Here is a 12,010-nt window from a genome sequence, read left to right as displayed (position 1 = left end):
CGGTCCAGGCCCCAGTTCCCGATCGGGCTCAGGCGGCGGTGTTGCAGCGTGCCTGGCCGAACACCAGGTAGCCGCGCTGCACACCGGAGCTGTCGACGTTGCCGTCGCAGTCGATCGCCCGGTAGCCGTTGAACTGGGTGTGCTCCGGGTCGGCGTACCACTGGTACAGGCACGCGTAGCCGCTCTTGCACACCGGGATGGCCTGGGCGGAGGCGGGCGCGAGGGCCACGACGCCGAGTGCCGCCACGACGGCGACCAGCAGCCGACGGATCACGGTGGACCTCCTTGCTCCGGGAACGGGTCCCGGGACGCGCGGTGCGGGGACGCCGTCCAGGATGGCAGCGGGACCGGAAACCACAGCACCACCGATCGGCAGATCGCTTCGGGACGACCGAAGCCGTGCACCGCCGCACGGCGTCACTCGCGCTCCGCGCAGGTCGCGGGCGGCGGTTCGCGCACGGGGAAGTCGTGGGCGATCACGTGGCAGAGCCGGTCGATCGCCTGCTCCACCCCCGTGGTCCACGGGGTGATCGTCCGGTCCCGGCTGCTGCTGGCGACCGTCGCGCCGTCCGGGCTCCAGGACAGGTCGGTCACGGACCCCGTGTGCCCGCTCAGCTCCGCCCAACGGGTGTAGCCGTCCGTCTCCCACAGCGTCACCGCGTGCTCTTCGCCGAACGTGGCGATCAGGCGACCGTCGGGGCTGAACGCCAACCACTCGATCGGACTCGTGCGGCTGACCAGCTCGCCCTTCCGCTCCCGCGTGGCGACGTCCCAGACCACGACCTCGCCCTCGCCGTCGATCGTGGCCGCCTGTCCCCCGTCCGGGCTGAACGCGACCATCGGCACCGGCCCGTCGCCGACGTCCAGGGTCCCGCGCGGCTCTAGGGTGGTCGCGTCCCAGAGCAGGACGCGCCCGCGCGAGGTCGCGACCGCCAGCACGCTCCCGTCGGGGCTGTACTCCATGTGCAGCGCGGATTCCCCCTCCACGGTGCGGCTCACCCGCGGCCGCCCGGCCACGTCCCACAACGCGACGGTCCGGCCGTTGGTCAGCAGTGCGAGGGTGCGCGAGTCCGGGCTGAACGCCGCGCGCCGCGCCACGACGCCGTCATCGCGACCGGTCACCACGGCCACGGTCCGCAGCGTCTCCGCGTCGCGGATCGTGACCTCGCCCTGGTGGCCGGCGGCGAGCAGTCGCCCGTCCGGGCTCTGGACCGGACCGATGGTGTCCAGGGAGGTGTTGCCCGAGCCCGCGACGGTCGCGCGCGGCGTGCGGTGCTCCCGGTCCCAGACCACGAGCGTGCCGTCCGCGCTGCTGCTGGCCAGGGTGGCGCCCTCGGGGTTGAACGCCACGCCGCTGACCGTGTCGACGTGACCCACGAACGGGAACCCGGCGCGGTCCCACAACAGGATCCGGCCACCGCTGCCCGCGATGAACCGCCCGTCGGGGCTGAACGTCGCGCTGGCCACCCCGCGGCTCTTCGACTTGACGAGCTGCCCGATCCGCGTGCGGCGCGGGACGTCCCACAGCAGCGCGTCCCCGCCGATGTCGACGGCGACGAGCCGGTCGCCCTGCCGGCTGAACTCCACCCGGCGCACGCTGTCGACGTGGTCGAGATCGGCGACGTGCCGCCGGGTCGCGGTGTCCCACAGCCGGACCACGCGACCGGGACCGGCGGTCGCGATGGTGGCGCCGTCGGGGCTGAACGCCACCGACAACGACCGCTTGGTGTCGTCGACGGGGATGCGGTCCACCGCCCGGGACGTCGCCACGTCCCACAACGTGATCCCACCGCCCCCGTCGGTGAACGCGAGCAGCTTCCCGTCCTGGCTGAACGCCAGGTCGGAGGGACCGCGGTCCACCAGCGTGACGAGCGGCCGGCCGGTCGCGGCGTCCCAGAGGCGCACCCCCGCGTCGCCGGCGGAGGCGAGCAACCGCCCGTCCGGGCTGAACCTGATCTTGGTGATCGAGCCGGGGGCCCTGCCTTCCAGGGCGACCGACCGGTCGGCCACGTCCCAGACGACGAAGCCGCCGTCCGCCGTGCCGTGCGCCAGGCGGCGGCCGTCGGCGCTGAAGTCGACCGTCAGCGCCTGCCCGGGCCGTCCGCTCAGGACGCCCGACTTCGTGCGGCTGCCCACGTCCCACAGGTCGACCTCGCCGGCGGCGCCGGGAGCGGCCAGCAGCCGGCCGTCCGGGGAGAAGGCGGTCTCCGCGGGCATCCCGGCCGAAGGGGACAGCTCGGCGGCGTAGTGGCGCCGGGACGCGAGGCTGAGCACGGCGCTGCGCGCTTCGACGGTCGGGTGGCTCCGGTAGGCGTCCAGGGCGCGCCGCATCGCCGCCCCCACGTCCTGGTCGGCTTCGGTCATGGCCTCGGCGGCCAGCTGGCGCGACGCCGTGATCAGCCCCTGGGCGATCGCGTCCTGGCGTTGGCGCACGGCCACGGCGGTCATCGTGATCGCGGCCACCAGCAGCACCGCGAGCGCTCGGGACGACCACCGCAGCTGCCGGGTGCGGCGTCGGCGGGAGGCCTGCTCGCGTTCGTCGGTGGTGAGGCTGGTGCGCAGGAACGACGCCTCGTCGGTGGTGAGGTTGCCGCTGTGGCGCTGCGCCCAGTCGCGGGCCGCCACCAGCCGTGAGCCGCGGTACAGCGCGCCCGGGTCGCGGTCGAGGGACAACCACGTCTGGGTGGCCTCGGTGAGCTGGCGGTGCACGCGCAGGCCGTTGCGGTCCTCGGCCAGCCAGCCGCGCAGTCGCGGCCAGGAGCGGACCAGCGCTTCGTGCGCCAGCTCCACGCCGTCGTGGTCGACGGTCACCAGCCTCGCGTCGACCAACGTCGCGAGCACGGCGGTGGTGTCGGGGTCGTCGTCGAGCTCGCCGCGCCGGACGCGGCGCTTGGTGTCCTCGGTGCCGTCGCCGAGCGCGATCAACCGCAGCAGGATCTGCCGCGCCAGTTCCCGACCGCGGTCACCCAGCGCGGTGTAGGCGTGCTCGGCCGTCTGCGCCACGGCGCCGCGGATACCGCCCGCCATCTCGTACCCGTGCACGTCGAGCGTGTTGCCGCGGCGGCGCCGCCACGTCTCCAGCAGGGCGTGCGAGACCAGCGGCAGCGTCCCGACCTGGCCGGTCACGTCGGCGACGATCCGGGCGAGCAGCGCGCCCTCCACCGCGTACCCCGCCTGGACCGCCGGGCTGGTGATGGCCTGGCGCAGCTCTTCGGCCGTCATCGGGTCGACGGGCACGTGCGCGTCCGCCAGGAACGCGGCCAGCCCCGGGTGGGCCGCGCAGTGCCCGTAGAAGTCCGCGCGCACCCCGAGCACGACGCGGCAGCGGCTGTTCTCCGCCTGCGCGGCGACCAGCAGCGCGTCGACGAAGTGGTTCCGCTCGTCCTCGTCGTGGCAGAGCGTGAACACCTCCTCGAACTGGTCGACCACGAGCAGCAGCTCCACCTCCGGCGGCTGCTCCGCCAGCGCCTGCCGGACGAACAGGTGCAGGTTGCGCGGGTCCGCGGCGAACTCCGCCCGCAGCTGCCCGGCGGTGCGCCCGTCGAGCCGACCGAGGTGGATCGCGCACTCCTCCAGCGGCCGGGCCCCCGGCGTGAACAGGACCGCCTGCCACCCGTCGGCGCGCAGCCGCGGCAGCACCCCGGCGCGCAGCAGGGAGGACTTGCCCGCCCCGGAGACGCCGGACACGACCAGGAACCGGCCGCCCGCCACCCGCGAGGTCACCTCGGCGACGAGCCGGTCGCGGCCGAAGAACCGGTGCGCGTCCTCCGACCGGAAGGGCGCCAACCCCACGTACGGCGAACCGGTCGTCTCCGCGGGCCGGTCGCGCTCCCGCGCGGCGGCCGTCGCGGCGGCGAGGTCATGCCACCGCTGCTCCCACTCGGCCTGGTCGCCGTCGCACGCGCGGACGTAGGCCAGCGTGACCGGCAGGCTCGGCAGCTTCCGCCCCGCCGCGGCGCTCGACAGCGCCGTGGCGGAGAAGTGCGCCCGCCCGCTCAGCTCCCGGTAGGTCGGGCTGCCCGCCTTCTCCCTCAGCCGGCGCAGGTCGGCCGCGAACTCCACCAGCGCGTCGTCCCCTGCCTCAAGCGGGCGCTCCCGACGTGGCAATGCCGTCCCCCAGGCATCGGTGGCCATTCATCAGACCTTGTTGTACACCGTCCGGCCACCGACAGCGATCAATTCCGCGGCACTACGGATGAGGTCGACGGGCGCGACACCGTCGAGATCGACAACCGTGAGAGGCCGGTGCTGACGTTGACCGAGTTGACCCGCCGTGCGTTCCTGGGCACGACCACCGTGACGGGAGGCGCCGCCCTCGGGCTCATCGGCGCCAGGGCGTCCGCGAGCCCTCAGCTGCGCTTCCCACCGCAGGGAGCGGTCGCGGTGGGACCGGACGACCTGCGCTACCAGGACCTGGTCAACCGCGGTTTCAACGCCCGGTTCGCGGCGCGGCCCGAGTGGATCCGCCTGGTCCACACGACCGGGCAGGTCGTGCGGGTGGTGGACGAGGCCGTGCGCGCCGGCAAGCGGATCTCCGTGCGCAGCGGCGGGCACTGCTTCGAGGGCTTCGTCGACGACCCGTCGGTGCAGGTGATCGTCGACACCTGCGAGATGAACGAGGTGTACTACGACCCCGAGCGCAGGGCGTTCGCCGTCGAGGTCGGTGCCACGCTCGGCCAGGTGTACCGGACGCTGTACCTGGGTTGGGGCGTCACGGTCCCCGGTGGCGAGTGCCACCAGGTGGGCGTCGGCGGGCACGTCGTCGGTGGCGGGTTCGGCCCGCTGTCGCGCCGGGACGGGTTGATCGTGGACCACCTGTACGCGGTGGAGGTGGTCGTGGTGGACCGCTGGGGGCGTGCCCGCGCGGTGGTGGCGACCCGTGACGCCGACGATCCGAACCGGGAGCTGTGGTGGGCGCACACGGGTGGTGGCGGCGGGAACTTCGGCATCGTGACCAGGTACTGGCTGCGGTCACCGGGGCGCACCGGCGACGATCCGGCGACCGCGTTGCCCGAGGCGCCGGGAACGCTGCTCAAGGCCGAGGTGACCTGGCCGTGGAGCCGGATGACCGAGCAGGCGTTCACCCGGCTGGTGCGCAACCACGGCGCGTGGCACGAGCGGCACGCCACCGACCAGGCGCCGTGGTCGAGCCTGTGGAGCCAGCTCACCCTCACCCACCGCGCGCTGGGCCGGATCGGCCTGATCGCCCAACTCGACGGCGCGCTGCCCGGCGTCCGGCAGTTGATGGACGGCTACCTCGCGGCGCTGGCCGACGGCGTCGGTGTGCCGCACGAGGTGCGGACGTCGTTCACGCCGTGGTTGAAGGCCACCATGGGCAACGGCTTCGACACCACCGGCATGAACCGCACCAAGTCCGCGGACGCCTTCCTCCGCCGGGCCTGGACCGAGCAGCAGATCGCGACCTGCTACCGGTACCTGGGGGACGGGCGGCAGACGGGCATCGGTGCGGTGTTCCTCTACTCGTACGGGGGGAGGATCAACGCGGTGCCGTCGTCGGAGACCGCCGTGCCGCAGCGCGACTCGGTCCTTCGGGCCTGGGTCACCTCGTTCTGGGCGGCACGGGAGCAGGACGCCGACCAGGTGGCGTGGGTCCGCGAGTTCTACCGCGACCTCTACGCCGCGACCGGCGGCGTCCCCGTGCCCGACACCGCGACCGACGGCGTGGGCGTCAACTTCCCGGACGTGGACCTCGCCGACCCGCGCTGGAACACCTCCGGCGTGCCGTGGCACACGTTGTACTACAAGGCGAACTACCCCCGACTGCAACGGGTCAAGGCCCGCTGGGACCCCCGCGACGTCTTCCACCACGCCTTGTCCGTCAAGTCGACGTGACGGCCCAACCGATCACCGCGCGACGCCCGTTCACCCCGCGACGTCGGCGAAGAAGGTCACCGCCGACCAGTAGCAGAACGCGAACAGCGCCAGGTAGATCACCGACGACTGCGCGAACTGGTGGCGCAACGGCACGGCCAGCGTGTCGCCACCCTGGCCCGGGACCGTCGGCAACCACCGTCGCACTTCGTCGGCGTGCGGGGTGAGCCAGGCCAGGGCCAGGAAGACGTTGACGAGCGCGCCGAGCAGGATGATGCCGAACTGGCTGTCGAACGACAGCAGGAACTGGAGCTGGGTGACGTACAGGACGACCACGACGGCGTTCAGGCGTACCCGGAACCGCGCATACGTGGTGCGGGACGACGCGAGTTCCATGGCCAGCCAGAAGAGGTAGAGGCAGCACGGCACGCAGATCCAGAACATCAGCTTGGCCACCACCGGGACGAGGCGGCCCACACCCTCGTCCTGGATGAAGCTGCTGTACACCCGGCCCTCTCCGAACAGGGTGACGGCCAGCAGCCAGGTCGCGCACAGCCTCATCGCGTGGCTCTTGTACCACACGGGTCCGGGCACGACCATTCTCGTCAACCTCTCCGGGAGGGCCGGGAAGGAGTAGGCGGTATTCGTCGCCGGACCCTGTCGGATGGAGCGCGCGAGCAGGGCGAGCTTGTCGGGCGATCGCTCGCGGTAGTCGAACCACTGGTGGCGGTTGAGCAGTTCCGGGTCTCGACGTGCCGAATGGTCGTGCACACCACGTAGATCAGGTCGGGGTTCTCTCGCTCGACGCGCTCCAGCCAATCCAGCGGGGTGCGGTTGGACAGCAGGACGACGGCGACGTCGCGCTGTTGCGAGCCGCCACCGTCGGCAGCCGCGCTCTCGGCCAGTGCGGCCTCGATCTCCGTTGCGACGTGACCATCGGCGGGCTGGTGCAGCAGTCGCCACGGCCGTTCGGATGCGGTCCGCGGCGGCTCCGGCGGTGTCCCCCCGCGCTGCGATCGTTCGGCGGACCGGGGCGGGTCCACCGCGAGCGCGCCCCGGTCCTCGTTGTGCTGGAGTCGTGACCTCTCGGGCGCGACGCCGGTGGCCAGCCAGCGGTACAGGGAGGCGGAGCGCCGTGACCTCACGTACGCGACCACCGCGAGCCCGAGGAGCAGCAGTGTCGGCCAGCGCCACTGCGCGCTCGTGGCCGTCAGGTACGGCGCCGCGTCACCTGCGGAGAGAAAGGCGGATCCGTACTCGAAAGAAGATGACGAGCTGTACTCCACGTACTGCGCGAGGAGCATGTCGTCGAGGTCCCGCCAGGCCGAGGAGTGCAGGTTGGCCGGCGTCGACATGAAGCCGCCGCCGATGCTGACGATGACGTGACTGGTCGAGTGGTCGATGAAGCTGGTGTTCAGGTAGAGCCAGCAGGAGCCGAGCAGCGCGAGCGGGACCAGGGGGAAGGAGAACCTCCGCCGGTAGAGGATCGCCACCAGGAGGAACGCCACCAGACCCGTGAGCGTCAAGGTGATCACGGCGATTCCCAGGAATGCGTAGACCTTGCTGGAGAGCCTGTGGAAGGTCAACCCGAGCAGGTGGGTCGTGAAGCCCACGTCGGCCTCTTCGGGAATGTTCTTCTCGTGCGGCGTGGTGATCGCCACCAGGGTTCGGAGGTTGAGGACGTCGAAGAACACACTCGTCGCGAGCACCAGGACCAGGGTGGCCGTCGTCAGGAAGACGTCCGGCGGCAGGCGCAGCGGAAGGCCCAGCGGGTTTGCCCTCGGGACCCGATCGCGATGGTGCCGGGGCTCGGCCAGCAGTTCGACCAGTGTCCGCACCTTCGGTTCGAACCGGCTGCGCAGGTCGACGACCGCCACGGCCGCACGGCTCAACTCGGGTGGAAGATCGACCGCTTCGAAGAGGACGACGTATATCCGCTTGCCGTTCTCCAGGGCCGTGCGCCATTCGTAGTCGACGTTCTTCGACGCCAAGGCGTCACGTGACGCCACGAGCACCAGGGAGTCGCACGCCGCGAGACCCCGATCGATGCTCTCCCGCCAGTCGGCACCCGCCTGGATCCGGTGCGTGTCGAACCACACGGACACCGAACCACCCGTCAAGCGCAGCATCAACGACTCGGCGAAGTAGAACTGCCTCCGCGAATAACTGAGGAACACGTCGGGATCTCCCACCTGGTCTTCCCGCCCCGCACCTCGCCCGACATCGGAATCCGGCGGCACATCGCCCGCGCCCATGTCGTCGAGGCCGTCGTGGAAGCGAGTGCGGAGGTAGCCCAGGACGATCGGGCTGACGGCCGCCGACACCACGAGCCAGCCGTCCAACGACGTCTCGACCAGCAAGGCGATGACCACTCGCAACGCCTCGGCGGAGACCGCTACGGCGAACCCGGGACCGCGCCGGGCGAAAATGAGCAGGACACCGACCACCTCGATGGCGGACACCACTCCCAGCACCGGATCCCAAGGTGACGACGAGCGCCCGTGGTCGATGTCGACCTCGAATTCGGTGACCGTGATGTACATCGCCCAAGCGGCCTGCCCGAGAACGAGGCAGAGCAAGGTGATCGGTAACGCCCCTTCTCCCCGGGACGAGCCTGCGCCGGCGCTGTGGTGCATGGTCCCCCACTCGTCGAACAGCCGCGACAGTCGACGTCCTGACCGAACTCGCCCCCCGGCATCCTCCCGTGCAGGCGAGGCGGTCGAGGACTTGGCGACACAGTAGCGTCGAGGACTTGCCCACGGGACCGCATCGGGTGAGAGCAATCGGAAGGAGCAGCCGGGCCGCCAGGACGATCGGCACGCCGACTCACGCTCGGACAATTCCAGGTGACGTCTGACAATTCACACTTTCCAGTGAAGATACGAATCGTTCGGCCGGGCAGGCGGAGCCTCCGACATCATGGGGACACCGCCACCGGCACGGCGGCGGACGACCGCGCGATTCCCTCCGCTGTCGCATATTTCCGGACGAAGAGAAGGAAACATGAACCATCCTCAGGCGGCACTGAGCCGGGTCGACGTCGTCTTCGCGCTGTTCGACGCCAACGGCTCCGGTGAGATCGACGCGAGCGACTTCGAGGCCATGGCCCGCCGGGTGGTCGAGGCGGCGCCGCAGTCCGACGCGGCCGCGAAGGACGCGATGACCGCGGCGTTCCACCGCTACTGGAAGACCCTCGCCGAGGAGCTGGACGACGACCGCAACGGCCGCGTCAACCGGGACGAGTTCGAGGACATCGTGCTGTCGCCCGAGCAGTTCGAACCCACCGTCGACGAGTTCGCCCGCTCGTTGGCCCGGTTGGGCGACCCGGACGGCGACGGCCTGATCGAGCGGGAGGTGTTCACCGCGCTGATGACCGCCATCGGGTTCGAGCGCCAGAACATCGACGCGCTCTTCGCCGCCCTGGAGCCGGACCGGGACGACCGGATCTCCGTGTCGGACTGGGTGGACAGCATCAAGGACTTCTACCGACCGGAAGCGGCCGGCATCCCGGGCGACCGCCTGGTGCCGAGCGCCGGATGACGGCGGAGGTCGGACTCGCCGTGGGTCGAGGCACGGGGCCTGAACTCGCGGACGTCTTCGAACGGGTGGTGGACCGGCTCGGCCGGGCGCACGGCGGCGCGCCGACGATCACCCGCTCACCCCGGGTCTACCACTCCTACCACTCGTTACGCGCGGAGGCCGGCGGGATCGCGGACCTGCGCCGGCTCACCGAGGACGACGCCGAGCACTACGAGCGGTTCTGCCGGACCCTGGCCAGGCGCGGCGCCGGCGCGGTGTTCCGCACGGCCGTCAACGCGCAGTCGCTGTACCTGGTCAGGCAGCGCCTGCGGGCGGTGAAGGTCGACGTGATCCCGACGCCCGGATCCTCGCCCGACGAGGCGCTGCTGCTCGTCCGGGACGAGGCCCAGGGCTTCTACACCGGCGAGAACCGGCACGCGCCGGGCGTGCTCACCCGCACGATGCGGTTCAGCCGCGAGGTCACCGACGACGTCATCGCGCACGCCTTGGCCCGAGCGCGGCAGCAGTGGCCGGACGGCGGCGCCGACCGGATCGTCATGGCCTACAAGCACCACCTGCTCGACGGCGCCTTCGACGACTGGGTGCGCGCCGCGGCCGAACGCCACGGGGTGCGGATCGAGCTGAGCCAACCCGACACCGTGAACCGCAACCTGATCCAGCACGGGTTGCCGAGGCGGGCGGTCGTCGTGGCGGGCAACGAGTGGGGCGACATCATGCACGTCGTCCTGCTGGACCGCTACGGCGGGCAGAAGCAGGAGAACCGCTGCACCGAGAACGTCTACCTGCACCCCGAGCTGCACGGGCTGGTGGAGTACCAGACCGTGCACGGCTCCGCCGACGACCTGGCCGGTCGCGACACCGTCAACCCGGTGGCCACCGTGCGGGCCGCGGCGGCCGTCGTCGAACGGCACTGCGACGGCGCGGGCGCGATCGAGTCGACGGAACGGGCCCTCGCCGCCGTGACCGCCCGCGGCGTGCTCACCCCCGACCTCGGCGGGCGGCACTCGACCACGGCCGTGGTCGACGCGCTGCTCGCCGAACTGCCCGACCGGCGCGTCGGGCGGTCGGCGAGGCTGGAGGCGGGTTCGTGACCCGGACGGCACTGGTCGTCGTGGACCTGCAGAACGACTTCTGCACCGGACCGGTCGCCACGGCCAGGTACCCCGGGGATCCCGCACACCTGGACGCCGTGACGACCAACGCCGCACGCGCGGTCGACCTGGCGCGAGACCGCGGCACCGAGGTGGTGTTCGTCCGCTTCGTCGGCGACGCGGAGCACCAGGGCCCGAGTTGGCGCCGCCGCAATGAACGCGCCGGTCGGACGCCGACCTGCCGTGAAGGCACCTGGGGTGCGGAGTTCTGCAAGGTCGCCCCGGCGCCCGGCGAGTTCGTGGTCACCAAGCACGCGTGCTTCGACGCGTTCCTGACCCCCGGCTTCGAGCAGCACCTGCGGCGGCGCGGCATCGAGCACCTCGTGTTCGCCGGCGTCTACGCGGACGTGTGCGTGGACTCGACCGCCCGCACCGCCTTCCAGAAGGGCTGGCACATCACGCTCCTGGTCGACTGCACCACCAGCCTGCGGCAGCGCGACGAGGACACCGCGCGGTTCATGGCCGACCTGTACGGGGCCCGCACCACCACCCACGACCGTCCCGACACGTGGTGCGATCCCCTCGGGCGAGAGGACGGGCGGTGCTCGGCGACGGCGTCGCGCTGACCGCGCTCATGATCGCGGCAGCCCGCGCGATCGAGACCCACCGCCCGGACTCCTTGGCCCGCGACGACTACGCCGAGCACTTCGTGCGGGCCGCACCGGCGTCCGCGAACTGGCCCGTGCGCCCGCGCGACGTGCCGGACGGCGAGGCGAACCCCCTGTGGGGCAGGCTCGGCCGCTACTTCGGGCTGCGCACCAGGGTGCTGGACGACGTCGTGCTCGCCGCGGGCAACCGCCAGGCCGTGCTGCTCGGCGCGGGCCTGGACACCAGGGCGTTCCGCCTCGACTGGCCGCCGGACTCCGTCGTCTTCGAACTCGACCAGGCCCCGGTGCTGGCCTTCAAACAACAAGTGCTGGACAGCCTGGGCGCACAGCCGCGCGTCACCCGCCGGCCGGTGACCGCGGACCTGCGCGACGACTGGGCGCGGCTGCTGCCCGGCTTCCGACCGGACGAACCCACGACCTGGCTGGCCGAAGGCCTGCTGCTGTACCTGCCCGGCGACGCTGAACGCCGCCTGATCGACACCGTGGACCGGCTGTCCGCGCCCGGCAGCACCCTGGCCTACGAGGTCAAGCTGGTCCGGGAACACCCCGCGGTCCGCCGCAACCCCGTCTACACCTCGACCAAGGCCCAGACCGGCATCGACCTGCTCGCCCTGTTCGACGACGACCCCCGCCCCGACTCGGCCGCCACCCTCGCCGCCCGCGGCTGGACCACCCACGTCCACACCCCGTTCGACTTCACCCACCGGCACGGCCGCGGACCACTCCCCGAACCCCACGACGCCCTGGCCGCCAACCGCTGGGTCACCGCCACCAAGACCTGACCCCGCGGCCCTGCCTTCACCGTCGACTACGCCGTCACGCTCACGCGGGTCAGTCGGTGCAGCGTCCACCTCCACATCGGCGACGCCGGCCGTGCAC

General features: G+C 71.9%; 9 protein-coding genes. 5 read left to right on the top strand and 4 right to left on the bottom strand.

Annotated features, from left to right (window positions below):
* Positions 1–28: 28 nt before the first annotated feature.
* Positions 29–274 (bottom strand): DUF6289 family protein, encoded by a 246-nt coding sequence (locus tag AB0I91_RS22050; protein WP_498782639.1) that lies wholly within the window; start codon positions 272–274, stop codon positions 29–31.
* Between the two features lie 143 nt (positions 275–417).
* Positions 418–4,134, bottom strand: a complete 3,717-nt coding sequence (locus AB0I91_RS22045) for an nSTAND1 domain-containing NTPase (protein WP_499638486.1) — start codon at positions 4,132–4,134, stop codon at positions 418–420.
* 111 nt (positions 4,135–4,245) lie between these two features.
* Here AB0I91_RS22045 and AB0I91_RS22040 point away from each other — a divergent pair, with 111 nt between their 5' ends.
* Positions 4,246–5,853 carry an FAD-binding oxidoreductase gene (locus AB0I91_RS22040; RefSeq protein ID WP_499638484.1) on the top strand — a complete coding sequence of 536 codons (1,608 nt, stop codon included), beginning with the start codon at positions 4,246–4,248 and terminating at the stop codon, positions 5,851–5,853.
* A gap of 30 nt (positions 5,854–5,883) precedes the next feature.
* Here AB0I91_RS22040 and AB0I91_RS22035 read toward each other — a convergent pair whose 3' ends face one another.
* Positions 5,884–6,426 (bottom strand): hypothetical protein, encoded by a 543-nt coding sequence (locus AB0I91_RS22035; RefSeq protein WP_499638482.1) that lies wholly within the window; start codon positions 6,424–6,426, stop codon positions 5,884–5,886.
* A gap of 11 nt (positions 6,427–6,437) precedes the next feature.
* A complete protein-coding gene (locus AB0I91_RS22030; RefSeq protein WP_499638480.1) occupies positions 6,438–8,468 on the bottom strand; it encodes a toll/interleukin-1 receptor domain-containing protein in 2,031 nt (676 codons plus the stop codon).
* A 367-nt stretch (positions 8,469–8,835) separates the two neighbouring features.
* Here AB0I91_RS22030 and AB0I91_RS22025 point away from each other — a divergent pair, with 367 nt between their 5' ends.
* Genes AB0I91_RS22025 through AB0I91_RS22010 form a run of 4 tightly spaced genes read left to right on the top strand, consistent with a single transcriptional unit; the run spans position 8,836 to position 11,913 of the window.
* Positions 8,836–9,372 (top strand): EF-hand domain-containing protein, encoded by a 537-nt coding sequence (locus AB0I91_RS22025; RefSeq protein ID WP_499609517.1) that lies wholly within the window; start codon positions 8,836–8,838, stop codon positions 9,370–9,372.
* Complete coding sequence (locus AB0I91_RS22020; RefSeq protein WP_499638478.1) at positions 9,369–10,463, top strand: isocitrate/isopropylmalate family dehydrogenase; 1,095 nt, start codon at positions 9,369–9,371, stop codon at positions 10,461–10,463. Before AB0I91_RS22025 ends, AB0I91_RS22020 begins: the two co-directional genes overlap by 4 nt.
* Positions 10,460–11,089 (top strand): cysteine hydrolase family protein, encoded by a 630-nt coding sequence (locus AB0I91_RS22015; RefSeq protein WP_498782653.1) that lies wholly within the window; start codon positions 10,460–10,462, stop codon positions 11,087–11,089. The genes AB0I91_RS22020 and AB0I91_RS22015 overlap by 4 nt, the downstream gene beginning before the upstream one ends.
* Positions 11,065–11,913, top strand: a complete 849-nt coding sequence (locus tag AB0I91_RS22010; protein ID WP_498782655.1) for an SAM-dependent methyltransferase — start codon at positions 11,065–11,067, stop codon at positions 11,911–11,913. Before AB0I91_RS22015 ends, AB0I91_RS22010 begins: the two co-directional genes overlap by 25 nt.
* The last annotated feature ends 97 nt before the right edge of the window (positions 11,914–12,010 follow it).

The organism is Actinosynnema sp. NPDC049800, from assembly GCF_040656635.1.
Lineage (GTDB): Bacteria > Actinomycetota > Actinomycetes > Mycobacteriales > Pseudonocardiaceae > Actinosynnema.
This window is presented reverse-complemented; position numbering and strand designations above follow the sequence as displayed.

Coding starts and splice junctions, on each gene's coding strand:
- AB0I91_RS22025 (WP_499609517.1), top strand. CDS start 8,836: ATGAACCATCCTCAGGCGGCACTGAGCCGGGTCGACGTCGTCTTCGCG.
- AB0I91_RS22045 (WP_499638486.1), bottom strand. CDS start 4,134: ATGGCCACCGATGCCTGGGGGACGGCATTGCCACGTCGGGAGCGCCCG.
- AB0I91_RS22020 (WP_499638478.1), top strand. CDS start 9,369: ATGACGGCGGAGGTCGGACTCGCCGTGGGTCGAGGCACGGGGCCTGAA.
- AB0I91_RS22030 (WP_499638480.1), bottom strand. CDS start 8,468: ATGCACCACAGCGCCGGCGCAGGCTCGTCCCGGGGAGAAGGGGCGTTA.